Below are 25,414 nucleotides of genomic sequence, written 5' to 3'. Positions count from 1 at the left end.
GGGAAGGGTAGGGAAGTGCAGACAACAAAAAACCCGCACTAGGCGGGCTTCTTGTGGGCTTTCGGGTGGTTTTGGCACCACCTGAAATGAATAGATGGTGCCCAGGGACGGAATCGAACCGCCGACACGGGGATTTTCAATCCCCTGCTCTACCGACTGAGCTACCTGGGCAACGGGGCGCTATTAGACGGATTTGGCTTTTGTCTGTCAAGCGCGGGTTTGAAAATATTTAGCTAGATCGGGCATTTAGCGATAAGTGCGAGCGGTTTGCAGCCTCGCCGTCGCGGCAGGCCTTGGCGCCTGCTAATGCTGCGCCAAGGCTGCGAATGTTTACTCGCTCGGCGGCACGTAACCTTCGGCCTGGGCGTATTCCTCGCCGGAGAAGAACTTGTCCATCTCGGTCTGCAGGAACTTGCGATCCTCGGCATTCATCATGTTCAGGCGGCGCTCGTTGATCAGCATGGTCTGGTGCTTTTGCCAGTCGTCCCAGGCCTTCTTCGAGACGTTGTTGTAGATATCTTCGCCCTTGGCGCCAGGGTAAGGCGGGCGCTCAAGACCGGGCAGTTCTTCTTTGTATTTGCGGCAGTTCACGGTGCGGGTCATGACATCTCTCCTGCGTTCAATTCAGCGGCGGCACGCTTGAGCAGCGTCTTCACCGGGGCGGCGAGCCCCAGCCGCGGCGGGGTGGCGAGGTTATACCAGAGCCAGTCTGGCTCGGCCACGGCGTGAGCTTCGGACTTGACTCTGATCAGCCAGGGCTCGATGGCCAATTGGAAATGGCTGAAGGTATGGGTCAGGCCCGGCAGCTCGCGGCGCCCTTGGAGCTGCAGCGCGTGGCGTTCGGCGAGCGGGTCGAGGGCGGAAATATCGTCCAGTTCCGGCAGGCTCCAGAGCCCGCCCCAAAGGCCCGTCGACGGGCGGCGGTAGAGCAGGATGGCGCCCTCATGGTTAGCCAGCAGCGGCATCAGGGTGCGCTTGCGCGGTAATGTCTTGCGCGGCTTGGGCGTCGGAAATTCGGTTTCGCGGCCCAGCAGATGCGCGCGGCAGCCCGCTTTCAGCGGGCAGAGCAGGCAGCTGGGCTTGCTGCGCGTGCAGAGTGTCGCGCCCAGGTCCATCATCGCTTGGGTGTAATGGTTGACTCGTGTTTGTGGGGTCAGTTGCTCGGCCAGGTCCCATAGCTGCCGGGCGACTTTTGGCTCGCCGGGGTAGCCGTCCAGTGCAGCAAAGCGGGCCAATACGCGCTTGACGTTGCCGTCCAGAATCGGTGCCCGCAGGCCCATGCTCAGGCTGGCAATGGCGCCGGCAGTGGAGCGTCCAATGCCCGGCAGCTCGGCCAGCTGTTCCACATCTTGCGGAAATTCACTGCCATGCTCGGCAACAACCAGTTTGGCGGTCTTGTGCAGGTTGCGGGCGCGGCTGTAGTAACCCAGGCCGGTCCATAGATGCAGCACTTCGTCCTCTGGCGCGTTGGCCAGGGCTTCGACGGTGGGAAGCGCTTGCATAAACCGGTCGAAGTAGCCGAGCACGGTACTGACCTGGGTCTGTTGCAGCATGATCTCCGACACCCACACACGATAGGGCGTGATGCCTTGCTGCCATGGCAGATCCTTGCGCCCGTGGCGGTCGTACCAGTCGAGAACGGCGACGCCGAACTGCGCGTCGCTTAGCGCTTGCGGGATCATCGATTGAACAGGCCCTTCAGTGCGTCCTTCAGTTCGGGACTGACCTTGTCGCCCAGCTTCTCTTTGATGGTCTCGTTGAGTTTGTCACCGGCGAGTCGGGCCGCGATTTTGCCGAGGCCGTCTTTGTCGAAGCGACAGGCTTTGGCTCCCAGCTCCAGCGGGCCGCGGCAGCGCAACGGCCATTCGATGCCTACATAGCGTTCGTTGACCGCGCAGGCCGGGTCGGGCATTTCGCCCTTGTCACCCTCGATGGCAATGCCGATGCGGTAGTCCATGCCCAGCACACGCAGGTCCACATCGCCGTTGCCGTTCACCGTGAGGCCGGGAATGCTGACTTTCAGGTCCGGGTTGCTGGCCACGCCGTTGCTTAAGGTGAGGTTGCCCTTCAGTTCGCGGAAAGGCGTGTCCTTGCCGCGCGGCTCACTGGTCAGCGGCTTGCGGTTGAGCGTGGCGATGGCGCGGCAGAGCTGCTGCTCGAGGTTGGCGTCGACAAGAATGCCGTTGTCGATGATGAAGCCGATCTTGCCGTTTAGGTTGTCGATCCAGGCTTGCTGGCTGTTGCCCTGGGTACTGATATCGCTGTCCAGGTTGATCAGGCCCTTGATCACCACCTGTTCGCCTTGGCTTTGCAGCAGGCCTTCGATGGGGACACGGGCCAGACGGGTCTGAGCGGTGATCAATGGCACCTGCGGTCGGACATCGAGACTGGCTGAGGCTTCAATGCGGCCGTTGTAGAGCCGTCCGCGTAACTGCTCCAGCGTCAGCATCCCGCCCGCTGTGCGCGCTTTGAGGGTGAAGTTGTCGACCGGCAGCTTCATTGCGATGAGGCTGTCGATATTCAGGCTGACGCGCGTATCCAGACTGCGCAATGCGCTGATCGGCAGGACGGAGGCGCTGCTCCAGGCTTGCTGAGTTGGCTTGTCGGGTAGCGGGGTGGTGCCGCTGCCGATCACTGCCGCTTCGGTGGCTTTGACTTCGCTCTGACGCGCGGCGCTGGCCGGGTCTTCCTTTTCTGGCGGCGGCAGATAACGATCAAGATTCAACTCGTCGCCTTTGAGGTCGGCGCGCAGGGCTTGTCTGGCAAAATCGCTGACTGCGATCTGGCCGGTAAAGGTGCTGCCGTCCAGCTTCAGGTTGATCTCTTCGAGGGTCAGGCTGGTCGCGGTGCCGGCCAGACGGGTGACCAGCTCCGCTTCGCTCAGGGCGGTGCTGTCGGCCATGGCTGGGAGCTGTTGGCCAACGCCCTCGAGGAATTCCCGCAGGTTGAATTCGGCAATTGACAGTGCGCCGCTAAGCTTTGGTTGGTCCTGCAGGTTGCGGGCTTTCAGCTCGCCAAGACCGCGCAGCTGGTTGGCTGTGAACTTTAAACTGGTCCACTCGGCGATATCGGCAGCCAGGTCGACCAGCAATTGGCCCTGCGCGCTAAAAGAAAGGGTTTTGCCCTGTAGTGGTTCGCCAGAGGCCTCGCCGCTCAGGCGCAGGTCTTCCAGCTGATAGCGCTGCAGCTTGGTATCGAAGCGCAACGCGCCCTGCAATTCGGTGCGCGCGCGCATTACCGGCTTGTTGCTGCCGAAAAAGGCGTTGAGCTTGATCGGAATCGATGTGGCTTCGCGGATGGCTCCGGTGGTCAGCTCGATGCCTTCGGCGCTGAACTGCTGTCCGCTCTGTGCGTCATGGTAGGTCACGCGCGCATCGCTGATGGTGAGGCTGTCGATGTCCAGTTGCAGCGGACGTCTGGCGCTGTCTGCAGTCTGCTCGTCTTCCTCGGGTTCGACCGGTTCTGCGGGTGGCGTCTCGGCTGGCGGCGTTTCGCTAGTCGCCGGACGGCCCACGCCTTCCCAGTTACCACGCCCCTTCTCGTCGCGGTTGAGCGTCAGGTTGAGCCCATTGAGCGTGATGTCGCTCATCTCCACTTCGCGGCTCAGCAACGGCAGCACCCGGACCGACAATCCCAGCATGCGTAGGTCTGCGAAAGGTTGTTCGGGTGTTTGCACGCTGGCCAGGGTGGTGTCGTGCAGTTCCAGGCCGAGCCAGGGAAACAGGCTCCAGCCGATGTCGCCGGCGATGTTCAGTTCGAGGCCGGCCTTTTCGCGAGCAAGTGCGCGGATCTCATCTTTATAGTCGTTGGGGTCGAACAGATGGGTCAGGGCAAAGCCCAATGCGACGATGAGGAGCAGCAACCCGAGGATTACCAGGCCCAGGATCTTGCCGAGCGATTTCATGGACAGGTCCTTTGTGTTTGGCATTTCAAAAGCAGCGAGTATAGCGTCACGAACCCCGGCTTTTGCCGTGGCTGGCGTTGGAGTGGCTACCTGCGCCTGGGTTCCTGTGGGAGACGATGGCGCGGTCGATCGCAGCTTCGTGAAACGACTGTAGAGCTTAGATTGGATCGAGCGGTAGATGCGCCCGTGCGGCCAATGCTTGGGCCTCCAGCTGTTCAGCCGGTGCCGCCAGGCGCAGATCCTGTCCGGCTTCACTGGCCAGACGTCGACTTTCTTCGAGGATTCGCGCACCTACGCCGCGACGGCGAGTGAGCTTGCGTACGCACAGGTGCGAAAGACGCCAGTTGGACGAGCCTCGTTGCAGCAGGGCGGCGCCGAGCAGCCGGTCATTGAAACGGCCCGCGATCAGGCTGCGGTTGGCTAGGCCGGCCTCAATCAGGGCTGCGGCATCTGCGTAAGGCGTCAGGAGCCAGGCTGGGGCGTCGGCGAAGATTTTCGCCAGATCGATGCGGTCCTGCGGGCTGGGCTCGGTTACGGCTTCAACGAAAACGGGCATGTTGACCTGGCTGTTGTGGTGAGTGACGGAAGCATAACCGTGCCGGCTCTGCGGCGCACGATAGCGCAGCCGATAGGCCGGCCGGTGAATCGTTGAGCAGTCAGCCTCTGTGCTGCTCGACCAGCCAGCCGGCGATTTGCAGCAGCCGGGCCGCTGGGCGCGTATCGACGAGGGTAGGTTTGGGCCTATAATGCGGCTCATTTTTCGCCCCACGATCAGCGGAGCTGTTGATGTCCGAACGTACGGCTTGCGTAGAGCGCAACACCCTGGAAACCCAGGTCAAGGCCACCATCAACCTGGACGGCACCGGCAAGAGCCGCTTCGCCATCGGCGTGCCGTTTCTCGAGCACATGCTCGACCAGATCGCCCGCCACGGATTGATCGATCTGGACATCGAATGCCAGGGCGATCTGCATATCGATGATCACCACACCGTCGAAGACGTTGGCATCACCCTCGGTCAGGCCTTCGCCAAAGCCGTTGGCGACAAGAAAGGCATGACCCGCTACGGGCATTCCTACGTGCCGCTGGATGAAGCGCTGTCGCGCGTGGTGATCGACTTTTCCGGACGTCCTGGTCTGCAGATGCATGTCCCCTACACCCGAGCCACCGTGGGTGGCTTCGATGTCGATCTGTTCCAGGAATTCTTCCAGGGCTTCGTCAACCACGCCTTGGTCACTCTGCACATCGACAACCTGCGTGGGCACAACACCCATCATCAGATCGAAACCGTGTTCAAGGCCTTCGGCCGCGCGCTGCGCATGGCGGTGACGCTGGATGAGCGCATGGCTGGGCAAATGCCGTCGACCAAGGGTTGCCTGTAATGCAGACCGTCGCAGTCATCGATTACGGCATGGGCAATCTGCATTCGGTCGCCAAGGCGCTCGAGCATGTAGGTGCCGGCCGGGTGCTGATTACCAGCGATGCCCAGGTCATTCGCGAAGCCGATCGCGTGGTCTTTCCCGGCGTCGGCGCGATTCGCGATTGCATGGCTGAAATTCGCCGGCTGGGCTTCGATGAGCTGGTCCGTGAAGTCAGCGTCGATCGGCCGTTCCTCGGTATCTGCGTGGGTATGCAGGCATTGATGGAGCGCAGCGAAGAGAACGGCGGCGTCGATTGCATTGGCCTGTTCCCGGGCCAGGTGCGTTTCTTCGGCAAGGATCTGATCGAGGACGGCGAGCGCCTGAAAGTGCCGCATATGGGTTGGAACCAGGTCGAGCAGGCTGTCAGCCATCCGCTCTGGCACAACATTCCCGCCGATGGCCGCTTCTATTTCGTGCACAGTTATTACATCGAGGCCGGTAATCCGCGCCAGGTGGTTGGTCGCGGCCATTACGGAAAGGACTTCGCCGCGGCGCTGGCCGATGGCTCGCGCTTCGCCGTGCAGTTCCACCCCGAGAAAAGCCACACTCACGGCCTGCAGTTGCTGCAGAACTTTGCCGCCTGGGATGGTCGCTGGTAATGAGCCGGGCGAAGCTCAAAGCGCCGGTTCTGACGCTGGATCCAGCTCAGGAACAGGCCGCACAGCAGCTCATCAAGCGCTTTCTGGAAGATCGTTTCGAATTGGAGCTGGGTTCATTCGAGGCGCAGGAAGTGCTCGATCTGTTCGCTCGCGAGATTGCGCCGCTGTATTACAACAAGGCGATCTTCGACGTGCAGACGCACCTGAAAGAACGCTTCGAAAGCATCGAAAGCGACCTGTGGGCGCTCGAGAAAAATTAGCGGCAGCGGCAGGCTTCTGCCAGCGTTGCCAGAACTGGATATGCAGGCTGCCCGCCCTACTGGCTTGCAGCTTGCCGCTCGTTTGACGAAGGAAAAAGCATGCTGATCATCCCCGCCATCGATCTCAAGGACGGCGCCTGCGTGCGTCTGCGTCAGGGCCTGATGGACGACGCCACGGTGTTTTCCGATGATCCGGTGGCCATGGCTGCCAAATGGGTCGAAGCCGGCTGCCGTCGCCTGCACCTGGTTGACCTCAACGGCGCCTTCGAAGGCCAGCCGGTCAATGGTGAAGTGGTCACCGCCATCGCCAAGCGTTATCCAGACCTGCCAATTCAGATCGGTGGCGGCATCCGCACCCTGGAAACCATCGAGCACTACGTTCGCGCTGGCGTCAGCTACGTGATCATCGGCACCAAGGCGGTCAAAGAGCCGGAGTTCGTCACCGAGGCCTGCCGCGCCTTCCCAGGCAAGGTCATCGTCGGCCTGGACGCCAAGGATGGCTTTGTCGCCACTGATGGCTGGGCTGAAGTCTCGAGCGTCCAGGCGGTTGACTTGGCGCGTCGCTTCGAGGCCGATGGCGTCTCGGCCATCGTCTACACGGACATTGCCAAAGACGGCATGATGCAGGGCTGCAACGTCGAAGCTACTGTGGCGCTGGCCAGTGCCAGCCGCATCCCGGTGATCGCTTCTGGCGGCATTCACAATATTGGCGACATCCAGAAGCTGCTCGACACCAACACCCGTGGGATCGTCGGTGCCATCACCGGTCGGGCGATCTATGAAGGCACGCTTGATGTCGCCGAGGCGCAGGCGCTCTGCGATCTGAAGTACAAGGACGAGTGATTCGCAGAACTGCGGTGGATCGGTGAAGCGCGATGCACCCTACACGCTACCTGTAGCTTGAAGCCTGCGGCTTGAAGAAGCCGCTTTCGGAGAAAGCCATGGCCTTGGCCAAACGCATCATTCCCTGCCTCGACGTGGACAACGGCCGCGTGGTCAAGGGCGTCCAGTTTGAAAACATCCGCGACGCTGGTGATCCGGTGGAAATTGCCCGTCGCTACGACGAACAGGGTGCTGACGAGATCACCTTCCTCGATATCACAGCCAGCGTCGACAACCGCGACACCACGCTGCATACGGTCGAGCGCATGGCCAGCCAGGTATTCATTCCGCTGACCGTGGGCGGCGGTGTGCGCAGCGTGCAGGACATCCGCAACCTGCTCAATGCGGGCGCCGACAAGGTCTCGATCAACACTGCCGCGGTGTTCACACCGGAGTTCGTCGGTGAAGCCGCTGATCGGTTCGGCTCGCAGTGCATTGTTGTTGCCATCGATGCGAAACGTGTATCCGCGCCGGGTGAGACCCCGCGTTGGGAAATCTTTACGCACGGTGGGCGCAAGCCGACCGGGCTCGACGCGGTGCTGTGGGCGCAGAAGATGGAAGCGCTGGGTGCTGGTGAAATTCTCCTGACCAGCATGGACCAGGACGGCGTCAAGAGTGGCTACGACCTGGGCGTCACTCGAGCGATCAGCGAAGCGGTGCACATTCCGGTGATCGCCTCTGGTGGCGTCGGCAATCTGCAGCATCTGGCTGATGGGATTCTGCAAGGCAAGGCCGATGCGGTGCTGGCCGCCAGCATCTTCCATTTCGGCGAGTACACCGTGCCGGAAGCCAAGGCCTACATGGCCAGCTGCGGCATCGTGATGCGCTGATCCGACACGTCGCAGGCTGCTCGAAGCTGCGCTTTGAGTCATCCAAGGACATAGCCGCGACATGCCGCGGCAGTTGCATCGAGGAACCATGCCTTGTTCAAGAACACGCTGTTAACGCTGTCGCCAGCCTCTCGCTGATTTTCTTATCTCGGCCTCAATAAAGGCGTTTCCGAAGACACCGTAGCCAAGCCGAAGGCTGCGATGGAGCAGACGCGTGCTGACGCTCTCCAAAGTCGCTATCTGTAAGCGGCCGGTCTGGAAGGCAGCTCAGCTCAGGTTGTCCGAATCGTAGCGTTGCGGCGCGGCGGCGCGATGTTTCGGAACGCTGTGCTGGTTTTCATTCTAGCTTGCCGATAAGAAGCTCTTTCCATGTGCTCCGTCGCACAGCCGCAACTCTGTAGTGATGGCGATATGATCGCTAATTTTGTGCGCCTCGTCCCATTTCGGGCGTCGCCCCCGCTACGTCTGGTTCGCAAGTTGCTAAACATAAAGGTGCGACGTACGTCGGAAGCCTGCTTGGCAGTTGTCAGTGCGGTGTCGCCTAGGATGTCTGCACACGGGGGAGGGAGCGATGAGACGAGTTCTAGTGGCCGGGCTGTTGCTGTTGATGGCCGTCTCGGCCAGGGCAGCACTCCCAGATGACTACAAAATGGTGCTGCTGACCGAGAATTTCCCGCCGTTCAATATGGCGGCGGACGGCAAGAACTACGCAGCAGACCACAACATCAGAGGGATCAATGCCGAGATCGTGCGCGAGATGTTCAAGCGTGCCGAGATCGATTACAGCCTGACGCTGCGTTTCCCCTGGGAGCGTATCTACAATCAAGTTTTGGAGCACCCCGATCAGGGGCTGTTCTCTACCACCTACACGCCCGAGCGTGAGCCGTTGTTCAAATGGGTCGGCCCGCTGGCCAGTACCGGATGGGTGCTGCTGGCCCCGGCTGGCAGCCCGATGCGGCTGAGTTCGCTTGAGCAGGCTAAGGAGTACCAGGTCGGCGCCTACAAGAACGACGCGGTTAGCCAGCATTTGGAAAGCAAAGGTTTCGAGCCGATCAACTCACTACGTGACCAGGAAAACATCGGCAAGCTGCTCAAGGGGCAGATTGACCTGTGGGCGACAACCGATCCAGTCGGGCCCTATCTGGCCAAGCAGGAAGGGATAAGCGGTCTGACTACGGTATTGCGCTTTAACGACGCGCAGCTGTTCCTTGCGTTGAGCAAGCAGACGCCGGATGAAGTGGTTACGCGCTTGCAGAGCGCGCTGAATGAGATGAAACGCGACGGTGCGATTGACGCCATCATGCGGCGTTATCTCTGACCAGGCCTCATCGATACAGGCCGTTCGCGCCGTGGGCGACCATGGCGCGGTTGCCTCGCGTGGCGATCATCTGTCCGATGCCCACCCAGTCGATGCCCTGAGCACTCAGCTTCGGCAGCTCGCGCTCCAGCAAGGCCAGCGTCGCCGGGTGGGGATGACCGATCACGACTACTGAACCTTGCTCTCGAGCCAGTTGTACGGCGGCGCGAAACTGTGCGCCAACGGCTTCGGGGCTGGGATCGTCGTCGAGAAAGATATCGCGAGACAGGCTCGCCAATCCGATGCGTTGCGCGCTTGCGGCTGCAACGGTAGCTGCATTGGTACGGCTGTCGAGAAAGAACAGGTGGCGCCGTTGCAGCTCACGCATGAGTGCGGCCATGGGCTGTTGACGGTCGGTCATTTGGCTGCCCATGTGATTGTTAACGCCGCTGGCATGCGGCACTTTCGCCAAGGCGTTGGTCAGCCGTCGGTCAAGCTCCGCTGCAGGCAGTTGCGGTTTCCAGGCGTAAGGCCCGTCAGCGGGTGCCATGGGCAGATGCAACATGACAGTTTTATTCGCCGCCTTGGCTCGCTGGGCTAGCTCCGTGGCATATCGGGTGTCCGGCAATATCGCCATGGCCACCGGGCCAGGCAAAGCCAGAACGCGTGCATCCCGCGCGGCATTCTGGCCTAGGTCATCTATCACCAGCGCCAGCTTTGGCATTCGTGAAACGGACGCCAGATGATCTGCTTTGCCGTTGTGATGGGGAGCACTATCCGTTGCGCCAATGGCCGCCAGCGGAACCAATGCCCCCAACAGCAAAGCGAAAACCCAGGGCATCAGCTACTGGCCGCGAGTGAGGTTCAACCCCTTGAGCAGATTGAACGCCTGACCGAGTTGGTAGTCCTCGTCCTGAGGGCGTGGAGATTCACCGATCGGCGCCGTTGTGGGGCGGTCTTCGCCCCCGTTGCCATTACCAAGGTGCCCGGCCAGGTCGGCCTCGCGAATACCCTCCGCAGCTTGCTCGCGCGTCAGTTTGGCGCGGGTGACGCGAATATCCGGCTCGATTCCCTGGGCCTGGATTGAGCGTCCATTAGGCGTGTAATAGAGCGCGGTGGTGAGCTTCAGCGCACGGTCGTTGTTCAGTGGAAGTACTGTCTGCACCGAGCCCTTGCCGAAGCTGTCAGTTCCCATGACCACGCCACGCTTCTGGTCCTGCAGGGCACCGGCAACGATTTCCGACGCCGAGGCGCTGCCGCCATTGATCAGCACGACCAGCGAAACGCCTTCGCTGGCATCGGCCGCGTCCGCGTTGAAGCGCAGCTCGGAGTTGGCGATACGGCCTTTGGTATAGACGATCAAGCCGTCTGTCAGGAAATGGTCGGACACTTCCACCGCAGCCTGGAGCACCCCACCGGGGTTGTTGCGCAGGTCAAGCACCAGCCCGTTGAGCTTCTTGCCATTTTCCGTGCGCAAGCTCGCCAGAGCCTTGCCGACTTCCTCGCCGGTATTGATCTGGAACTGCGTCACGCGCAGGTAGCCATAGCCGGGTTCAAGCAGCTGACTCTTGACGCTCTTTACCTTGATCACCGCGCGGGTGATCTTGACCGTGAAAGGCTTGCCGCCCTCGCGCACCAGTGACAGTGAGATGTCGCTGCCTGGCTTGCCGCGCATCATGCTCACCGCATCCATCATCGACATGCCCTTGGTCGGCTTGCCGTCGATCTTGACGATCAGATCGCCGGCCTCGATGCCGGCCTTGGATGCTGGGGTATCGTCGATTGGCGATACCACCTTGATGAAGCCATCTTCGATCCCGACTTCGATTCCCAGGCCGCCGAACTCACCGCTGGTGCTCTCCTGCAGTTCGGCAAAGGCATCGGGCTCGAGGTAGGCGGAATGGGGGTCGAGATTGCTGAGCATGCCCTTGATGGCGTTTTCCAGCAGTGTCTTGTCGTCGACCGGCTCCACATATGCGGCCTTGATCCGGTCCAGCACTTCGGCAAAGGTCCTCAGTTCTTCCAGTGGCAGCGGGGCTTTTTGGGTTGCGGCGTTCAACTGGAGCGGTTCCGGCGCGATCTCGGCGGGCGATTGCTGCGCCCAGGCACTACCGTACATCCCCAGCATGATGGTCAGGGCCAAGGTGGAGGGTTGGGCGAAACGGCACAGGTGCAGCATGTCTGACTCCAATTATGAGGGGCGCGCTAACGACCTGATCGGCCTATCCCTGCGCACGACACCATTGTGCCGGATCGCTCGGGCGACCCTGTTGGCGAATGGCGAAATACAGTGCGGCGGCGTCTTGTCCGCCGCTGGTTCCTACGGTGGCGATGGGGTCGCCTGCTTTGACGATGTCACCTGCATCACGCAGCAGGCTCTGATTGTGCCCATAGAGGCTGAGATAGCCGTTGCCGTGGTCGAGAATCACCAGCAGGCCGGCGCCACGCAACCAATCAGCAAATACTACGCGGCCGCCATGCACAGCCCGGACTTGCGTACCAATGTTGGCGCCGATCAGCACACCGTCCCACTTGGTTCGAGCATCGCCACCGCGCGGAGTGCCGTAACGTGCCACCAATCGTCCGTCTACCGGCCAAGGCAGTTTGCCCTTGGCCTTGGCGAAAGGACCGCCAAAATTGCCGCCCGCGCTCGAGACAATCGGGCCCGACGGTGCTGACGACGGGCTGCCGGCCTGCTGTTGACGGGCCTGTTCCTGCTCGCGTTCGCGGGCCAGGGCCAGTGCGCGTTGGCGCGCTTGTTCCGCTTCACGGGCCTGGCGCGCAAGGGTTTCTTCAATGGTCTGGAGCACCCGCTCCAGCTGCGCCTGCTCCTGCTTGCGTGCTTTGAGCTTCTGGTCGCGGCTGGACAAGTCTTTATCGAGCTTGGCCAGTGCCAGTTGCCGCTCCTCGCGGACTTCGGCCAGTTGCGCTCGCCGTTGTTTGAGGCCGTCCTGCTGCTCGGCCAGCGTTGCCTGCTGCTTTTCAATGCCCGCTTCTACGCCGGCCAGCTGGCGCAGCGTTTCATTGAAGCTTTCGAGCTGCTCGAAGCGGGCTTTGCTGAGATAGTCGTAGTAGGTCAGGGTGCGGCTGAATTTTTCCGGATTTTGCTGGTTGAGCAGCAGCTTGAGGTATTCCTGGCGGCCGCTCTGATAAGCCGCGCGCGCCTGAATGCCGATAAGGCGCTGTTGTTCGATGCGAGCGCCTTCGAGCGTGGCTTTCTCGTCATTCAGTCGTTCCAGCTCGGCCTCGCTGCGATCGATTTCCTGTTGCAAGGAATCGACCTGCTTCTCCAGTTGGCCCATTTCGCTTTCGGTAGTTTGCAGTTGCTTCTGGACCGTGGATTTCTCCCGCTCGATCTGCTTGAGCAGCTTCTGCAATTCGGCGACGTCCTGGCGCGCTGCTTCGATCTGCTTGTGCGCATCCGCGCGCTCATCGGCCATGACTGGGCCAAGCAGACATAAAAGCGCTAGGGCGAAAAGAATACGAGGCATGAGAGGGCGTAACCGTGAGTTCAACGACTGCCGTAGTATGCCTAAAAAACAAGCTGGAAGCTTGAAGCCCAGAGCGGGCAGCAACCGCCTGGCTTTCAAGCTTTCAAGCTTCCGCCTTCAGCTCAGTTCGACAATTGAGCGCCCGGTCATCTCTGCGGGTACCGGCATGCCCAGAAGCGCCAGCATGGTCGGCGCCACATCAGCGAGCACGCCGCCTTCGCGGATGGTCAGGTTGCGCTTGCCCACATAGATGAAGGGTACCGGCTCGCATGTATGAGCGGTGTGTGCCTGTCCCGTCATGGCGTCTTCCATCTGCTCGACGTTGCCGTGATCGGCGGTGATCAACGCTTCGCCTCCGACCTTTTCCAACGCTTCAACGATCCGTCCGACACACGTGTCCAGGCATTCCACCGCCTTGACCGCGGCCTCGAACACGCCGGTGTGGCCAACCATGTCGCCGTTGGCGTAGTTGACGATGATCACGTCGTAACGCTGGTTTTCGATAGCATCGACGATGCGATCAGTCACCTCTGGCGCGCTCATCTCTGGCTGCATGTCGTAGGTTGCGACCTGCGGAGAGGGAATCAGAATGCGTTCTTCGCCGGCAAAGGGTTCCTCGCGGCCGCCCGAAAAGAAGAACGTGACGTGGGCGTACTTCTCTGTCTCGGCGATACGTAGCTGGGTCTTGCCGTTATTGGCCAGGTATTCACCGAGCACATTGGTCAGGCCTTCCGGGGCAAAGGCGCTTGGCGCCGGGATGCTCGCGGCATACTGGGTCAGCATGACGAAATCTGCCAGCGCTGGCACACGGGCGCGCTGGAATTCGCTGAAGCCAGGCTCGACGAAGCAGCGCGTCAACTCACGTGCGCGGTCGGCGCGGAAGTTCATGAACACCACGGCATCGCCGTCCTCGACACGTACCGGCTCGCCAATGGAGGTGGCCTTGACGAACTCGTCGCTCTCACCACGCTCGTAGGCGGCGATCAAGCCGTCGACTGCATACTCGGCGTGGTGCTCAGCTCTTCCGTCAACAATCAGGCTGTACGCCTGTTCGACCCGGTCCCAGCGATTGTCACGGTCCATGGCGAAGTAGCGGCCAATCAGACTCGCAACGCGCCCCTTGCCCAGGCGGGTAAAGGTGGCCTGCATCAGTTCGATGGAATGCTGTGCGCTCTTCGGCGGCGTGTCGCGGCCATCAAGAAAGGCGTGCAGGTAGATTTTTTCGGCGCCGCGCTTGGCGGCTAACTCGGCCATGGCAACCAGATGGTCCTGGTGGCTGTGCACGCCTCCATCGGAAAGCAGGCCGAGGATATGTACCGCCTTGCCTGCGCTCGCGGCCTTGTCGACGGCGGTGCAGATGGTCGGGTTCTCGAAGAAGTCGCCGTCGCGGATCGACTTGGTGATCCGCGTGAAGTCTTGGTACACCACCCGACCTGCGCCTAGATTCATGTGGCCGACTTCAGAGTTGCCCATCTGGCCGTCCGGCAAACCGACATCCATGCCGCTACCTGAAATCAGCCCGTGCGGTTGGCTGGACAGCAGGTGGTCATAGACGGGCTTGTTGGCGGCGTGGATGGCATTGAATTCGGCACTGTCGCTGTGTCCGAAGCCATCGAGGATGATCAATACCAGGGGTTTGGGCGCGGCGGGCATGTGTCTGGCTCCTTGCACGGGGTCGCGAAAAAAGGCGGCCAGTCTAATTGTTGGCCGGTTGGGCGTCACGATTCGCAGGGTTCAGCCTGGTGGGGGGGCTGTGTATACTGGCCCGCATTTTATCCTCCGGGTACCCTTTAGATGGTCGCTAACCTGATTGAATTTGTCTCTAACCACTATGTTCTGGTCAGCATCTTTCTGGTGTTGCTAGTTCTCCTCGCCATCACCGAGTCGCTCAAGGGTGGCAAGAGCCTGAGCAACCGCGAACTGACCGGCCTGGTCAACCGCGACGAAGGCGTGGTGTTGGACGTGCGAGCAAAGAAGGAGTTCGACGCCGGCCATATTGTCGATTCATTGAACATTCCGCACGAGAAGCTGGTCAGCCGACTGGGCGAGCTGGAAAAGCACAAGGGCAAGACATTAGTAGTCGTCGATGCCATGGGCCAGCACGCCGGAACGGCCTGCCGTGAGCTGCAGAAGGCGGGCTTCACTGCCGCGAAGCTGTCCGGAGGGATTTCCAGCTGGCGCGGCGAAAATCTGCCAGTGGTCAAATAACTATGTCCAAAGTCGTCATGTACACCACCGCCTGGTGCCCGTTCTGTATCAGAGCCAAGAGCCTGCTTGATCGCAAGGGCGTCAGCTACGAGGAAATCCCCGTCGACGGTAAGCCTGCCTTGCGCTCTGAGATGGCGGCGAAGGCCGGCAGGACCTCGGTGCCGCAGATATGGATCGGTGATGAACACGTCGGTGGCTGCGACGAGCTGCACGCATTGGAGCGGGCTGGCCGCCTGGATGCGATGCTCAAGGCGTGACTCGACCAATTAGGACTGTAGGCAGTCGGCAAACGCAGCTACCTGCAGGACGATTCAAACACGACATGCACAACAAGAAGGCTTCACATGACTGAACAAGCAAACAACGGTGCCGCCGCGGGTCAGGAAGAGCAGGGCGCGCAGTTTTCCCTGCAGCGGATCTATGTCCGCGACCTCTCTTTCGAAGCCCCAAAGAGTCCGGAAATCTTCCGCCAGGAGTGGAATCCGAGCGTTGCATTGGATCTGAACACCAAGCAGAAGTCGCTGGAAGGTGATTTCCACGAGGTGGTGCTGACGCTATCCGTAACGGTCAAGACCGGTGAAGAAGTGGCGTTCATTGCTGAAGTGCAGCAGGCCGGTATCTTCTTGATCAAGGGTCTTGAAGCACAGGCCATGAGCCACACGCTTGGCGCGTTCTGCCCGAATATTCTGTTCCCCTATGCACGGGAAGCGCTCGACAGCCTGGTCACGCGCGGTTCCTTCCCGGCGTTGATGCTGGCGCCAGTGAACTTCGATGCGCTCTACGCTCAGGAAATGGCGCGCATGCAGCAGGGCGGCGAAACGCCGGCCACTGCCCACTGATCGATCCCTTGTTTCACCCTACCGCGGGGCGCCCTCGCGTCCCGCGGGTAGTCTCGACCGCGCTTAGCGTACCTTTACGACCAACTTGCCGACCGCCCTGCGCTGCGCCAGCGTAGTGATCGCGTCAGCGGCCTTTTCAAGCGCGAAGGTCTGCGACACCAGAGGTTTGAGCTTGCCCTCGGCGTGCAACTCGAACAGCTGCTTAAAGTTGGCGGCGTTGTCATGCGGTTGGCGCCGCGCGAAGCTACCCCAGAAAACTCCGATCAGTGACGCGCCCTTGAGCAGCGGTAGGTTGGCTGGCAGCGATGGGATCTCTCCAGCGGCGAAGCCGACCACTAGCATGCGGCCGTTCCAGGCGATGCTACGAAATGCTTCTTCGAACAGCTGGCCGCCTACCGGATCGTAAATCACATCCACGCCCTGGCCCGCAGTGAGTTCCTTCAAGCGCTCCTTGAGGCTGGTCTCGGTGTAATTGATCAGCTCATCGGCGCCGGCCTGTTTGGCAACCTCAAGCTTTTCAGCGGTAGAGGCTGCGGCGATCACCTTCGCACCCATGGCTTTGCCAATCTCCACGGCGGCCAGACCAACGCCGCCGGAGGCGCCAAGCACCAGTAAGGTCTCACCGGGCTGCAGGTTGGCGCGCTGTTTCAATGCGTGCATCGAAGTGCCGTAGGTCATGCTGAACGCCGCAGCCGTATCGAAATCCATCGTTGGTGGAATCGGCAGAACGCTGTCCCCAGGTACTGCAACTTGTTCGGCAAAGCTGCCCCAGCCGGTCAGCCCCATCACCCTGTCACCGACTTTCAGATGGGTAACCTTTTCGCCAACTGCGGCAACGACGCCTGCCGCTTCACCACCGGGGGAGAACGGAAAGGGTGGTTTGAACTGGTATTTCCCTTCGATCATCAACGTATCTGGAAAGTTGACACCGGCTGCATGCACGTCGAGCAGCACTTCGCTCTTCTTGATCTGCGGGCTGTCGACTTCTTCGATGACGAGATTTTCGGCCGGGCCGAATGCTTTGCACAGGACAGCTTTCATCGGGTTACCTTTATTGTTGGAAATGGGGCCAAGGCCGCTATTGCGTTCGGTCAGTCTAGGAGCCTGCCCGTCGGGCGCAACAAGCATGGTCCGCCCTGATGGCAGGCCATAAGGCCGGGCTTGGGTCCGTGCCCGACACTGGTTATGCTGAAGGTCGCAATGTCCGGAGCTGTCTTGTGAAACGTATTTTCTGTCTGTTGTTCGTTCTGGTTATAGCGCTGCCGGTTGTTGCCGAAACGTCTGAATCCGAAGCTGCTGCTAAGAAAACCATCTATTACGCCCTGGTGCCTGCGCTGGTGGGTAATTACGGTTCGGAAGGCCGGCTGAAGTATTACAAGGCCGACATCGCTCTGCGTGTCAGTGGGGCTGAGGCGGAGGCGAAGGTCAAGCATCACGAACCGTTGATTCGCAACCAGCTGGTGACGCTTTTTTCACAGCAGACCGATGCCAGCATCGGCACAGTCGAAGCCAAGGAGGCGCTGCGGCAGGAGGCGCTCAAGCAGGTGCAGGTCGTTCTCTCCCAAGAAGAAGGCCAGCCTCTGGTGGACGATCTGCTGTTCAACAACCTGATCGTGCAATGAGCTGCTTCGGCTAGCGCAAGGTTGACTCAGCGCATGGCCAGTATCGCGTGCCATTCGTCTTCGCTGACGGGCATCACCGAGAGCCGGCTGCCCTTCTGCACCAGGGGCATCTGCACGAGCGCCGGTTCTGCTTTCAATCGAGGCAGCGCGATGACGGATCGCAGGCTCTCGACGAAGTCGACATCGACCGCACTCCAAGGATTGGTCACGCCGTTGGTCCGGGGATCGAAATAGGGGCTGTCGGGGTCCGTTGCAGTCGGGTCCGGGTAGGCAGTGCTTGCGATGCGGCCGATTCCTGCAATGCCGGGCGTGGCGCAGCTGGAATGGTAGAAGAAGAAGCCATCCCCGTCGGCCATCTGTCGCATGAAGTTCCGCGCCTGGTAACTACGCACACCATCCCAGCGACTCCTGCCGAGTCTTTCCAAATCTTGGATGGAAAATTCGTCCGGCTCGGACTTCATCAGCCAGTACGGCATGGTCTTTGCTCTCTGCTATCTGCTTGGAAGGATTCTCTAACGCGAAGTCCCCGACAGTCGGTCGCAGCGCTGGTTTGCGCTGGGCCGAGGCATGGCGGAGAATGCCGCGCTTGAGGTTGGCCGTGTTGAGTCTGAAAAAACACAACGATACTGACTCGACGAACGATTATTCGCCTGGCAGGGGGAGGCGAAAACTATGAAACGTAAACCAGATATTCTTTGGGTCCTAGTGCTGATTTTCGGTCTCGGCGTGGTGACTACGGGCTATACCCAAGGATTGTGGGAACGACCGGACGACATCTCTTCGGCAGTTCCGGTCAGTCACTCGCAACAACTTCAGCGTTGAGCTGATTCGCCGCACGGATGCGGCCTGCTACGCGCGCTCTAGTGCTTACGCGTATTTCTATCCGTTTTACTTCTGCCCCGCTTAGTTCGCATACCAGCCGTCATCAGTCACCGTAGCCTGCAGGCGAACATCCCAGCTGGCCAAAGGAAGACAATCAACCTTCTGACACTCGTGAGCTAGCCCTAATAGTGTCGGTTTGTGACCATTTTTGCGCCTGCCGCGATACGCCAGGCTGCGATCATAAAATCCGCCGCCCATGCCCAGGCGTCCGCCGCTTTCATCAAATCCCACTAAAGGCATTAGCACTAGATCAAGCGTCCAGATGCGTCGCTGTCTTGCCGGGCGAAACGCGGGCTCCGCGATGCCAAAGCGATTCGGCTTCAATCGTTCGTTCGGCATTATTCGTTGAAAGACCATGCGCGTCCGCGGCCAGGCGTTGACAACCGGCAGGTAAGTCGCCTTGCCTCGTCGCTGTGCTTCTTGCAGAAGCGGACGAGGGTCAATCTCGCCATCATTGGGCAAGTAGAGGGCAATATGACGAGCACGACGAAGGATCGGATGCTGGGCAAGTTGTCGGTAGAGATCCAGTGCTGCCCGACGCTGCTGGGTCGGAGACAGCTTGCGACGCGCCTGGCGCAGTTTGCGTCGCAGCGCCGGGCGAGAAAGGCCTTCGGCTACGATCATGAAATGAGGCTCCCCAGCATGCCGCTGCCCGCGTAGGCCCTTGAACCCGAGAGTTCAAGGTGGCGACTACAGAGTACCTTAAGGCTTTCCGTCAGGCGGACATGCACACCGGCACTACGTGTAGCCTCCATGGTGTTGCTTATCGGGAGAGGGTCATCGCCGACTGGCGAACATGCCAGGGAGTGGGCGGGATTATAACGCAATCTGCCTGCCGTTCATCAGTTGCCGGAAGGGTTTGGATCGGCGGCCAGGGCGCTATCGACCCTTTCCAGCAAGGTGCGAACGTGTTCGCGGGCGCTGTTTGCTTCGGCATCCAGACGGTCATGCTTGTGAAGCAGTTCGTGAGTGATATTTAGCGCTGCCATGACCGCAACGCGATCGGCGCCGATGACTTTGCCGCTGCTGCGAATCTCGCGCATTTTGCGGTCCAGATAATGCGCGGCGCCTTCGAGATTGCTGCGCTCTTCGGACGGGCAGGAAATACAATATTCCTTATCCATAATGTGCACGGTAACGGTGTTCGGCTGGGTCATGAGTCCTGCTCCAGAGCTTTCAGGCGCGAAATCATTGATTCGACCTTCACGCGGGCCATTTCGTTCTTTTCAATCAGATGGGCGCGCTCCTCGCGCCACGCCTGCTCACTCTGGCGCAGGAGGCGATTCTGCGCCTTGAGTTGCTCGGTGCGCTGAATCAGCTGCTCAAGCTTGACTGTCAGCAGTTGCAGGTCGGCGTCTTCCATGGGATTCCCGGGTCAATGGCGCGAGCGCTGGGTGGGCCGGCTTCGATGGTCTTGGCTCGTATGCCGATGCTAGGATACAAGGCCTTCATTCTAGACATTAGCGCCTCTGCGCGCCTAGCTACCAATGCCCATTCAGAACTCGCCTTACGCTGCTTTCGCTACATTGCTGGCCAGCAGTGCCCAACCCGTCACACCCGCCGAGCTGCATGGCCTGTTGCTCGGGCGCAGTTGCGCCGGCGCTGGCTTCGACGCCGAATCCTGGCTGATCGATGCGGTCGAGCTGCTGGGTGCTGAACCTGACGAGCCGGTGCGCCAAGCGCTCATCGGCCTACAGGAAATGGTCAAAGGCGAACTCGCCGGCGACGACATTGCCATTGTGCTGCTGCTGCCCTCCGATGATGCGCCGCTTGCCGAACGCGCACTCGCGCTGGGGCAGTGGTGTCAGAGCTTCCTGGCCGGCTTCGGACTGATCGCCGGTGACCGTGCGCTGAGCGGTGAGGCCGTCGAAGTCCTGCAGGATATGGCCGCCATAGCGCAGATACAGGATTCGCTGGACGAGTCCGAGGACGGCGAAAGCGACTACATGGAAGTCATGGAATATCTGCGCGTCGCGCCCTTGCTGTTGTTCACTGAGTGCGCCAAGCCCGTGCCGCCGATACCCAAGCCCTCCCTGCATTGAGGACCGTCTGTCCATGACCCGCATCCCCAGAACCGAATACGTTCGCCGGCGCAAGGCGCTGATGGCGGAGATGGAGCCCAACAGCATTGCCATCCTGCCGGCAGCGCCGATGTACATCCGCAATCGAGACGTCGAGCATATCTACCGTCAGGACAGCGATTTTCAGTATCTATCGGGATTCCCCGAGCCTGAGGCTGTGATTGCGCTGATCCCGGGCCGGGAACACGGCGAATACGTGCTGTTCTGCCGGGAGCGCGATCCTGCCCGGGAATTGTGGGATGGCCTGCGCGCGGGTCAGGACGGCGCCATCGCCGAGTATGGCGCTGACGATGCCTTTCCCATTGGTGATATCGACGACATTCTTCCCGGTCTGATCGAGGGGCGTTCACGGGTCTACTACGCCATCGGCAGCAATCAGGAATTCGACCATCGGTTGATGGAGTGGATCAACACCATCCGTTCCAAAGCGCGCCAGGGCGCGCAGCCGCCGAATGAGTTTGTCGCGCTCGATCACCTGCTGCACGACCTGCGCCTGTACAAATCGGCGAACGAAGTGAAGGTGATGAAGCAGGCGGCCGACATTTCTGCACGTGCCCACATCCGTGCCATGCAGGCCAGCCGGCCGGGGCTCTACGAATACCACCTTGAAGCTGAGCTGGATTACGAGTTTCGTAAGGGCGGGGCGAAGATGCCCGCTTATGGGTCGATAGTCGCGGCTGGAAAGAATGCCTGCATCCTGCACTACCGCGAGAACGGTGCGCTGCTGAAGGACGGCGATCTGGTGTTGATCGACGCTGGTTGTGAAATTGACTGCTATGCCAGTGACATCACCCGAACGTTTCCGGTCAACGGCCGCTTCTCGCCCGAACAGAAAGCGATTTACGAACTGGTGCTGGCCGCTAATGAAGAAGCCTTCAAGCACATCGCACCTGGTAAGCATTGGAACGAGGCCCACGAGGCGACCGTGCAAGTCATTACGGCCGGGCTGGTCGAGCTGGGGGTGCTCCAGGGTGACGTCGACGAATTGATTAGTGCAGAGGCCTACAAGCCTTTCTATATGCATCGCGCCGGCCACTGGCTGGGTATGGATGTGCATGATGTCGGGGATTACAAAGTCGGCGGCGAATGGCGCGTGCTTGAGCCAGGCATGGCTATGACCGTCGAACCGGGCATCTATATCGCGCCTGACAATCAGGACGTGGCGAAGAAGTGGCGCGGCATCGGCGTGCGCATCGAAGACGATGTGGTGGTGACTCGCAATGGTTGTGAAATTCTTACTGGCGGCGTACCTAAGGCGGTTGCCGAGATCGAGGCCTTGATGGCGGTTTCCGCCGAGGTCGCGTAGATGGCAGCGCTGGCGATCATTGGGGGCGGGCTGGTTGGTGCCAGTTTGGCGTTGGCCCTGCAATGTGGCGCGAAAGCGCGCGGCTGGACGATCGAGCTGATTGAGCCGTTCGAGCCGGGCAACGACTACCAGCCCAGCTACGACGCACGTTCTACGGCGTTGTCCTACGGGACCCGGCTTATCTACCAGCGCTTGGGCGTATGGGATCTGATTGCCGAGCGTGCAGAGCCGATCACTGATATTCATGTCTCCGACCGTGGTCGCGCAGGTTTCACCCGGCTCGATGCCGCCAGTCAGCGTGTGCCGGCGCTGGGCTACGTTGTGGAAAACGCCTGGATCGGTCATTGCCTCTGGCAGGCACTCGATGATGATGTGGTGATTCGTCACTGCCCCGCGGAAGTCGAGCGCATGCGAGCCGTGGCGGGCGGCTATCAGCTGTCGCTGACTGACGGTGAGACGCTCGACTGCAATCTCGCGGTTCTGGCCGATGGTGGCCGTTCGGGGCTACGCGAGCAGCTCGGCATCGAGATCAAGCAGTCTCCTTATGGGCAGACGGCGTTGATCGCCAACGTCACGCCCGGCACGCCTCACGGCGGTCGCGCGTTCGAGCGCTTCACCGATGAAGGGCCGATGGCCTTGCTGCCGCTGCCGGACAATCGCTGCGCCCTGGTTTGGACGCGCCCGGAGCGGGATGCGGCGCGTCTTGCTGTGATCCCTGAAGCGGAGTTCCTCGAGGAGCTGCAGCAGGCATTCGGCTATCGGCTCGGTGGTTTCCAGCAGGTTGGCGCGCGGCACCTCTATCCGCTGGCGCTGATCGAGGCGCAAGAGCAGGTGCGCTCCGGTCTGGTCGTGCTGGGCAATGCTGCGCACAGCTTGCACCCTATCGCCGGGCAGGGTTACAACCTGTCCTTACGCGACACCGAGGCCCTAGCGGCCGCGCTGTTGAGCAGTTCGGCGCTGCCGGGCAACCTGGGCGTGCTGCAGGCTTACCATCGACAGCAGCGTTCGGATCAGCGCCTCACGGTGGGTTTTTCCGACCAATTGACCCAGCTGTTTGGCGATTCGGCGCGCCTTTCCATTGCCGGGCGAAATCTCGGGTTGCTGGGGCTGGATGTGCTGCCCCCCGCCAAGGCCTGGTTCGCACGGCAGGCGATGGGAATGGGTGTACGCGAGCGCTAGGCGTGTCGAATGCGCCGCCTCGGCAGGCATCGCATACCGAAACAGCAGTATTCCGAACCAGCAGCGGCCATGCTGAGCCGTAGGGCACGATGCTTGAGCGCGTCAGCGCAGACGAGTAAACCGGCCAGATATCCAGGCTAGGTGAACAGGAGAACAGTTAATGCAAGCGGACCTCATCATCGTTGGCGCTGGGATGGTTGGCAGTACCTTGGCCCTGGCCCTGCAGGACTCCGGCCTCACCATCAAACTGGTCGACGGCGGACCGCTGGAAGTGCAGCCGTTCAAATCCTCGGACTCCTTTGAACCTCGCGTCAGTGCCCTGTCGGCTGCCAGTCAGCGAATTCTCCAGCGTGTGGGCGCCTGGCAGGGGATTGTCAGCCGACGCGCCAGCCCCTATCTCGACATGCATGTTTGGGATGGTTCCGGCACTGGCCATATTGATTTCTCCGCGGCCGCGGTGCATGCCGATGTATTAGGTCACATCGTCGAGAATCGGGTCGTGCAGGATGCTCTGCTGGAGGCGCTGAAGAACCACGGTGCGGTAGAACTCAAGGGCAATGCGCGTCTCGAGCAACTGCAGCAGAGCGAGGACGGATGGACTCTGACGCTAACTGACGGGCAGCAGCTGAGCGCCGGCCTTGTAGTCGCGGCGGACGGCGCCAACTCTACGGTCCGCCAGCTGGCCGGCTTTGAAACCCGCGAATGGGATTATCTGCATCACGCCATAGTCACCAGCGTGCGCTGTGCCGAGCCGAACCAGCAGGCCGCGTGGCAGCGGTTCACCGACGAAGGACCGTTGGCGTTCCTGCCTTTGCAGCGGGAGGGCGACACCCACTGGTGCTCCATCGTCTGGTCTGTCACCGAGGCCGAGGCACAACGGCTGATGATGCTGGACGATGTTGCGTTCCGTCAGGCCCTTGGAGGAGCGTTCGAATTCCGTTTGGGCGAGATCGTCGAGGCCGATCCGCGGCTGTGTATCCCGCTGCGCCAGCGCCATGCCAAGCGTTACGTGCAGCCCGGTCTGGCATTGATTGGTGATGCGGCACATACCATTCATCCGTTGGCCGGGCAGGGCGTCAACCTTGGGTTGCTCGACGCAGCGGTGCTTGCAGAAGTGTTGCAGGCCGCTTTGGAGCGCGGTGCCCGGCTGGGCGATCCGCGGGTGTTGGGGCGTTTCGAGCGGCGACGGATGCCACATAATTTGACCATGATGGCGACAATGGAGGGGTTCGAGCGCCTGTTCCAGGCCGACCCGCTGCCGCTGCGTTGGTTGCGCAACGCCGGCCTCAAGGGCGTTCAGTCACTGCCGGCGGCCAAAGCGCTGTTCGTTCGCCAGGCGCTGGGTTTGAGCGGAGATGTGCCGGACCTGGCTCGGCTCTGATCGATCGGTTGCAGGCTTCGCCATCGACGGACGCGCGAATTGTCGCGTTGAGAAAGTAAATGACATTCACTACTATTCAGCCTCTTGAACTATTTCTAAGAGGCTGATCCATGCAGGCAAGCAAAGGTTTACTCGCCGTTCTCGCGCTCACCGCGCTGTCGAGTGCGGTACAGGCTGCCGAGGAAGTAGTGGTCTACTCTTCGCGGATCGATGAGCTGATCAAGCCGGTTTTCGATGCCTACACGGCCAAGACGGGCGTTGACGTCAAGTTCATCACCGACAAGGAAGCACCGCTGATGGCCCGCATCAAGGCGGAAGGCGAAAATACGCCGGCGGACCTGCTCCTGACGGTCGACGGCGGCAACCTCTGGCAGGCCGAGCAGATGGGTATCCTGCAGCCGATGAGCTCGGCGGTAGTGAACGACAACATCCCTTCGCAGTACCGCTCTTCTACCGACGGCTGGACGGGTTTGTCGTTGCGGGCGCGGACCATTGTCTACTCGCCTGAGCGTGTCGAAGAGGGCGAGCTGACGACCTACGAAGCCCTGGCCGATAAGAACTGGGAAGGCCGCCTGTGCCTGCGGACCAGCAAGAAGGTTTACAACCAGTCTTTGACCGCCACGCTGATCGAAACCCATGGCGCCGAGAAGACTGAAGAGATCATCAAGGGCTGGGTCAACAACCTGGCGACAGACGTGTTTGCCGACGACACTGCGTTGATTCAGGCAATCGATGCCGGCCAGTGTGATGTAGGTATCGTCAACACCTACTACTACGGGCGCCTGCATGCGCAAAACCGCGATCTGAAAGCCAAGCTTTTCTGGCCGAATCAGGACGGTCGTGGTGTGCACGTCAACCTGTCGGGCATCGGCCTGACCAAGCACGCGCCGCACCCCGAGGCTGCACGCAAGCTGGTCGAGTGGATGACCACCCCCGAAGCGCAGAGCATCTTTGCCGATATCAACATGGAATTCCCGGCGAACCCCGAAGTGAAGTCGTCGGCTGAGGTCTCTGCTTGGGGTGACTTTAAAGCGGACACCATCCCGGTCGAAGTCGCCGGTAAGCGTCAGGCTGAAGCGATCATGCTGATGGACCGCGCCGGTTGGCGATAAGCCGCTATCGGCTGGCCGCGTAGATAGGCAGCAGGCTCCGTACATGTCTGAAAGCCTGGCTTTGCTGTTTGCAGCTACGGCTATAATCGACGCCCCCGCATGCCGGGGGCGTCGTCTTTTTT

The 25,414-nt window shown here is 60.8% G+C and carries 29 protein-coding genes, 1 tRNA gene and 1 other RNA gene; 16 read left to right on the top strand and 15 right to left on the bottom strand.

Annotated features, from left to right (window positions below; translation table 11 throughout):
• Nucleotides 1-95 precede the first annotated feature (95 nt).
• The 5 genes from BUE09_RS03355 to BUE09_RS03335 form a co-directional block, all read right to left on the bottom strand.
• Nucleotides 96-171: transfer RNA gene (locus BUE09_RS03355), tRNA-Phe, on the bottom strand.
• Between the two features lie 159 nt (nt 172-330).
• Nucleotides 331-603 (bottom strand): oxidative damage protection protein, encoded by a 273-nt coding sequence (locus BUE09_RS03350; protein WP_019341951.1) that lies wholly within the window; start codon nt 601-603, stop codon nt 331-333.
• Entirely contained in the window at nt 600-1,682 is a 1,083-nt protein-coding gene (mutY, locus tag BUE09_RS03345; protein WP_073299274.1) for an A/G-specific adenine glycosylase, read from the bottom strand. The genes BUE09_RS03350 and mutY overlap by 4 nt, the downstream gene beginning before the upstream one ends.
• On the bottom strand, nt 1,679-3,904 hold the full coding sequence (locus BUE09_RS03340) for an AsmA family protein (protein WP_073299273.1): 2,226 nt from the start codon (nt 3,902-3,904) through the stop codon (nt 1,679-1,681). The genes mutY and BUE09_RS03340 overlap by 4 nt, the downstream gene beginning before the upstream one ends.
• A gap of 157 nt (nt 3,905-4,061) precedes the next feature.
• A complete protein-coding gene (locus BUE09_RS03335; RefSeq protein ID WP_073299489.1) occupies nt 4,062-4,460 on the bottom strand; it encodes an acetyl-CoA sensor PanZ family protein in 399 nt (132 codons plus the stop codon).
• Nucleotides 4,461-4,690: 230 nt separating this feature from the next.
• Here BUE09_RS03335 and hisB point away from each other — a divergent pair, with 230 nt between their 5' ends.
• The 6 genes from hisB (at nt 4,691) to BUE09_RS03305 (ending at nt 9,212) form a co-directional block, all read left to right on the top strand.
• Nucleotides 4,691-5,284 (top strand): imidazoleglycerol-phosphate dehydratase HisB, encoded by a 594-nt coding sequence (gene hisB / locus BUE09_RS03330; protein WP_019341947.1) that lies wholly within the window; start codon nt 4,691-4,693, stop codon nt 5,282-5,284.
• On the top strand, nt 5,284-5,922 hold the full coding sequence (gene hisH / locus BUE09_RS03325; protein ID WP_073299272.1) for an imidazole glycerol phosphate synthase subunit HisH: 639 nt from the start codon (nt 5,284-5,286) through the stop codon (nt 5,920-5,922). Before hisB ends, hisH begins: the two co-directional genes overlap by 1 nt.
• Nucleotides 5,922-6,182, top strand: coding sequence for a DUF2164 domain-containing protein (locus tag BUE09_RS03320; protein WP_073299271.1), 261 nt, complete (start codon nt 5,922-5,924; stop codon nt 6,180-6,182). Before hisH ends, BUE09_RS03320 begins: the two co-directional genes overlap by 1 nt.
• Before the next feature lie 99 nt (nt 6,183-6,281).
• The gene (gene hisA, locus BUE09_RS03315) at nt 6,282-7,025 is read left to right on the top strand and encodes a 1-(5-phosphoribosyl)-5-[(5-phosphoribosylamino)methylideneamino]imidazole-4-carboxamide isomerase (RefSeq protein ID WP_073299270.1); all 744 of its coding nucleotides are present in this window, start codon (nt 6,282-6,284) and stop codon (nt 7,023-7,025) included.
• 98 nt (nt 7,026-7,123) lie between these two features.
• Nucleotides 7,124-7,894, top strand: coding sequence for an imidazole glycerol phosphate synthase subunit HisF (gene hisF / locus BUE09_RS03310; protein WP_073299269.1), 771 nt, complete (start codon nt 7,124-7,126; stop codon nt 7,892-7,894).
• Between the two features lie 571 nt (nt 7,895-8,465).
• The gene (locus BUE09_RS03305; RefSeq protein WP_073299268.1) at nt 8,466-9,212 is read left to right on the top strand and encodes a substrate-binding periplasmic protein; all 747 of its coding nucleotides are present in this window, start codon (nt 8,466-8,468) and stop codon (nt 9,210-9,212) included.
• A 7-nt stretch (nt 9,213-9,219) separates the two neighbouring features.
• Here BUE09_RS03305 and BUE09_RS03300 read toward each other — a convergent pair whose 3' ends face one another.
• The 4 genes from BUE09_RS03300 to gpmI form a co-directional block, all read right to left on the bottom strand.
• A complete protein-coding gene (locus tag BUE09_RS03300) occupies nt 9,220-9,915 on the bottom strand; it encodes a divergent polysaccharide deacetylase family protein (protein ID WP_143164620.1) in 696 nt (231 codons plus the stop codon).
• 120 nt (nt 9,916-10,035) lie between these two features.
• On the bottom strand, nt 10,036-11,370 hold the full coding sequence (locus tag BUE09_RS03295) for a S41 family peptidase (protein WP_073299267.1): 1,335 nt from the start codon (nt 11,368-11,370) through the stop codon (nt 10,036-10,038).
• Nucleotides 11,371-11,413: 43 nt separating this feature from the next.
• Entirely contained in the window at nt 11,414-12,682 is a 1,269-nt protein-coding gene (locus BUE09_RS03290) for a murein hydrolase activator EnvC family protein (RefSeq protein WP_073299266.1), read from the bottom strand.
• Between the two features lie 117 nt (nt 12,683-12,799).
• Nucleotides 12,800-14,335 carry a 2,3-bisphosphoglycerate-independent phosphoglycerate mutase gene (gpmI, locus tag BUE09_RS03285; RefSeq protein WP_073299265.1) on the bottom strand — a complete coding sequence of 512 codons (1,536 nt, stop codon included), beginning with the start codon at nt 14,333-14,335 and terminating at the stop codon, nt 12,800-12,802.
• 141 nt (nt 14,336-14,476) lie between these two features.
• Between gpmI and BUE09_RS03280 the strand changes: the two genes are divergently transcribed.
• The 3 genes from BUE09_RS03280 (at nt 14,477) to secB (ending at nt 15,729) form a co-directional block, all read left to right on the top strand.
• Nucleotides 14,477-14,890 carry a rhodanese-like domain-containing protein gene (locus tag BUE09_RS03280; protein WP_073299264.1) on the top strand — a complete coding sequence of 138 codons (414 nt, stop codon included), beginning with the start codon at nt 14,477-14,479 and terminating at the stop codon, nt 14,888-14,890.
• 2 nt (nt 14,891-14,892) lie between these two features.
• On the top strand, nt 14,893-15,147 hold the full coding sequence (gene grxC, locus BUE09_RS03275; RefSeq protein WP_019341935.1) for a glutaredoxin 3: 255 nt from the start codon (nt 14,893-14,895) through the stop codon (nt 15,145-15,147).
• A gap of 87 nt (nt 15,148-15,234) precedes the next feature.
• Entirely contained in the window at nt 15,235-15,729 is a 495-nt protein-coding gene (secB, locus tag BUE09_RS03270) for a protein-export chaperone SecB (protein WP_073299263.1), read from the top strand.
• Nucleotides 15,730-15,792: 63 nt separating this feature from the next.
• Here the strand turns inward: secB and BUE09_RS03265 are convergent, their stop codons facing one another.
• Nucleotides 15,793-16,770, bottom strand: coding sequence for an NADPH:quinone oxidoreductase family protein (locus BUE09_RS03265; protein ID WP_073299262.1), 978 nt, complete (start codon nt 16,768-16,770; stop codon nt 15,793-15,795).
• 176 nt (nt 16,771-16,946) lie between these two features.
• Here BUE09_RS03265 and BUE09_RS03260 point away from each other — a divergent pair, with 176 nt between their 5' ends.
• Nucleotides 16,947-17,351 (top strand): flagellar basal body-associated protein FliL, encoded by a 405-nt coding sequence (locus tag BUE09_RS03260; RefSeq protein ID WP_073299261.1) that lies wholly within the window; start codon nt 16,947-16,949, stop codon nt 17,349-17,351.
• A 26-nt stretch (nt 17,352-17,377) separates the two neighbouring features.
• Here the strand turns inward: BUE09_RS03260 and BUE09_RS03255 are convergent, their stop codons facing one another.
• On the bottom strand, nt 17,378-17,827 hold the full coding sequence (locus BUE09_RS03255; protein ID WP_073299260.1) for an EVE domain-containing protein: 450 nt from the start codon (nt 17,825-17,827) through the stop codon (nt 17,378-17,380).
• A gap of 196 nt (nt 17,828-18,023) precedes the next feature.
• On the opposite strand from BUE09_RS03255, the gene BUE09_RS20320 reads away from it, so the two are divergent.
• A complete protein-coding gene (locus tag BUE09_RS20320) occupies nt 18,024-18,173 on the top strand; it encodes a hypothetical protein (protein WP_167369763.1) in 150 nt (49 codons plus the stop codon).
• An 81-nt stretch (nt 18,174-18,254) separates the two neighbouring features.
• Here the strand turns inward: BUE09_RS20320 and BUE09_RS03250 are convergent, their stop codons facing one another.
• From BUE09_RS03250 to BUE09_RS03235, 4 genes are all read right to left on the bottom strand, one after another.
• Nucleotides 18,255-18,857 carry a 5-formyltetrahydrofolate cyclo-ligase gene (locus tag BUE09_RS03250; protein ID WP_073299487.1) on the bottom strand — a complete coding sequence of 201 codons (603 nt, stop codon included), beginning with the start codon at nt 18,855-18,857 and terminating at the stop codon, nt 18,255-18,257.
• A gap of 6 nt (nt 18,858-18,863) precedes the next feature.
• Nucleotides 18,864-19,042: non-coding RNA, 6S RNA (ssrS, locus tag BUE09_RS03245), on the bottom strand.
• 33 nt (nt 19,043-19,075) lie between these two features.
• A complete protein-coding gene (locus BUE09_RS03240; protein ID WP_019341929.1) occupies nt 19,076-19,390 on the bottom strand; it encodes a cell division protein ZapA in 315 nt (104 codons plus the stop codon).
• Nucleotides 19,387-19,596 (bottom strand): TIGR02449 family protein, encoded by a 210-nt coding sequence (locus BUE09_RS03235; RefSeq protein WP_073299259.1) that lies wholly within the window; start codon nt 19,594-19,596, stop codon nt 19,387-19,389. The genes BUE09_RS03240 and BUE09_RS03235 overlap by 4 nt, the downstream gene beginning before the upstream one ends.
• Before the next feature lie 124 nt (nt 19,597-19,720).
• Here BUE09_RS03235 and BUE09_RS03230 point away from each other — a divergent pair, with 124 nt between their 5' ends.
• The 5 genes from BUE09_RS03230 to BUE09_RS03210 all read left to right on the top strand — a co-directional run bounded on the left by BUE09_RS03230 (nt 19,721) and on the right by BUE09_RS03210 (nt 25,292).
• Nucleotides 19,721-20,275 (top strand): YecA/YgfB family protein, encoded by a 555-nt coding sequence (locus BUE09_RS03230; protein WP_073299258.1) that lies wholly within the window; start codon nt 19,721-19,723, stop codon nt 20,273-20,275.
• A 13-nt stretch (nt 20,276-20,288) separates the two neighbouring features.
• Nucleotides 20,289-21,620 (top strand): Xaa-Pro aminopeptidase, encoded by a 1,332-nt coding sequence (pepP, locus tag BUE09_RS03225; RefSeq protein WP_073299257.1) that lies wholly within the window; start codon nt 20,289-20,291, stop codon nt 21,618-21,620.
• Nucleotides 21,621-22,799 (top strand): 2-octaprenyl-6-methoxyphenyl hydroxylase, encoded by a 1,179-nt coding sequence (gene ubiH / locus BUE09_RS03220; RefSeq protein ID WP_073299256.1) that lies wholly within the window; start codon nt 21,621-21,623, stop codon nt 22,797-22,799.
• Nucleotides 22,800-22,959: 160 nt separating this feature from the next.
• Entirely contained in the window at nt 22,960-24,180 is a 1,221-nt protein-coding gene (locus BUE09_RS03215; RefSeq protein ID WP_073299255.1) for a 2-octaprenyl-3-methyl-6-methoxy-1,4-benzoquinol hydroxylase, read from the top strand.
• A 110-nt stretch (nt 24,181-24,290) separates the two neighbouring features.
• Entirely contained in the window at nt 24,291-25,292 is a 1,002-nt protein-coding gene (locus tag BUE09_RS03210) for an extracellular solute-binding protein (protein WP_073299254.1), read from the top strand.
• The last annotated feature ends 122 nt before the right edge of the window (nt 25,293-25,414 follow it).

Source organism: Stutzerimonas xanthomarina DSM 18231 (genome assembly GCF_900129835.1).
Taxonomy (GTDB): Bacteria; Pseudomonadota; Gammaproteobacteria; order Pseudomonadales; family Pseudomonadaceae; genus Stutzerimonas; species Stutzerimonas xanthomarina.
The sequence above is the reverse complement of the archived record's forward strand: the minus strand, read 5'-3'. Positions and strand labels throughout refer to the sequence as shown.

Coding starts and splice junctions, on each gene's coding strand:
- BUE09_RS03350 (WP_019341951.1), bottom strand. CDS start 603: ATGACCCGCACCGTGAACTGCCGCAAATACAAAGAAGAACTGCCCGGT.
- mutY (WP_073299274.1), bottom strand. CDS start 1,682: ATGATCCCGCAAGCGCTAAGCGACGCGCAGTTCGGCGTCGCCGTTCTC.
- BUE09_RS03340 (WP_073299273.1), bottom strand. CDS start 3,904: ATGAAATCGCTCGGCAAGATCCTGGGCCTGGTAATCCTCGGGTTGCTG.
- BUE09_RS03335 (WP_073299489.1), bottom strand. CDS start 4,460: ATGCCCGTTTTCGTTGAAGCCGTAACCGAGCCCAGCCCGCAGGACCGC.
- hisB (WP_019341947.1), top strand. CDS start 4,691: ATGTCCGAACGTACGGCTTGCGTAGAGCGCAACACCCTGGAAACCCAG.
- hisH (WP_073299272.1), top strand. CDS start 5,284: ATGCAGACCGTCGCAGTCATCGATTACGGCATGGGCAATCTGCATTCG.
- BUE09_RS03320 (WP_073299271.1), top strand. CDS start 5,922: ATGAGCCGGGCGAAGCTCAAAGCGCCGGTTCTGACGCTGGATCCAGCT.
- hisA (WP_073299270.1), top strand. CDS start 6,282: ATGCTGATCATCCCCGCCATCGATCTCAAGGACGGCGCCTGCGTGCGT.
- hisF (WP_073299269.1), top strand. CDS start 7,124: ATGGCCTTGGCCAAACGCATCATTCCCTGCCTCGACGTGGACAACGGC.
- BUE09_RS03305 (WP_073299268.1), top strand. CDS start 8,466: ATGAGACGAGTTCTAGTGGCCGGGCTGTTGCTGTTGATGGCCGTCTCG.
- BUE09_RS03300 (WP_143164620.1), bottom strand. CDS start 9,915: ATGCCAAAGCTGGCGCTGGTGATAGATGACCTAGGCCAGAATGCCGCG.
- BUE09_RS03295 (WP_073299267.1), bottom strand. CDS start 11,370: ATGCTGCACCTGTGCCGTTTCGCCCAACCCTCCACCTTGGCCCTGACC.
- BUE09_RS03290 (WP_073299266.1), bottom strand. CDS start 12,682: ATGCCTCGTATTCTTTTCGCCCTAGCGCTTTTATGTCTGCTTGGCCCA.
- gpmI (WP_073299265.1), bottom strand. CDS start 14,335: ATGCCCGCCGCGCCCAAACCCCTGGTATTGATCATCCTCGATGGCTTC.
- BUE09_RS03280 (WP_073299264.1), top strand. CDS start 14,477: ATGGTCGCTAACCTGATTGAATTTGTCTCTAACCACTATGTTCTGGTC.
- grxC (WP_019341935.1), top strand. CDS start 14,893: ATGTCCAAAGTCGTCATGTACACCACCGCCTGGTGCCCGTTCTGTATC.
- secB (WP_073299263.1), top strand. CDS start 15,235: ATGACTGAACAAGCAAACAACGGTGCCGCCGCGGGTCAGGAAGAGCAG.
- BUE09_RS03265 (WP_073299262.1), bottom strand. CDS start 16,770: ATGAAAGCTGTCCTGTGCAAAGCATTCGGCCCGGCCGAAAATCTCGTC.
- BUE09_RS03255 (WP_073299260.1), bottom strand. CDS start 17,827: ATGCCGTACTGGCTGATGAAGTCCGAGCCGGACGAATTTTCCATCCAA.
- BUE09_RS20320 (WP_167369763.1), top strand. CDS start 18,024: ATGAAACGTAAACCAGATATTCTTTGGGTCCTAGTGCTGATTTTCGGT.
- BUE09_RS03250 (WP_073299487.1), bottom strand. CDS start 18,857: ATGATCGTAGCCGAAGGCCTTTCTCGCCCGGCGCTGCGACGCAAACTG.
- BUE09_RS03240 (WP_019341929.1), bottom strand. CDS start 19,390: ATGACCCAGCCGAACACCGTTACCGTGCACATTATGGATAAGGAATAT.
- BUE09_RS03235 (WP_073299259.1), bottom strand. CDS start 19,596: ATGGAAGACGCCGACCTGCAACTGCTGACAGTCAAGCTTGAGCAGCTG.
- BUE09_RS03230 (WP_073299258.1), top strand. CDS start 19,721: ATGCCCATTCAGAACTCGCCTTACGCTGCTTTCGCTACATTGCTGGCC.
- pepP (WP_073299257.1), top strand. CDS start 20,289: ATGACCCGCATCCCCAGAACCGAATACGTTCGCCGGCGCAAGGCGCTG.
- ubiH (WP_073299256.1), top strand. CDS start 21,621: ATGGCAGCGCTGGCGATCATTGGGGGCGGGCTGGTTGGTGCCAGTTTG.
- BUE09_RS03215 (WP_073299255.1), top strand. CDS start 22,960: ATGCAAGCGGACCTCATCATCGTTGGCGCTGGGATGGTTGGCAGTACC.
- BUE09_RS03210 (WP_073299254.1), top strand. CDS start 24,291: ATGCAGGCAAGCAAAGGTTTACTCGCCGTTCTCGCGCTCACCGCGCTG.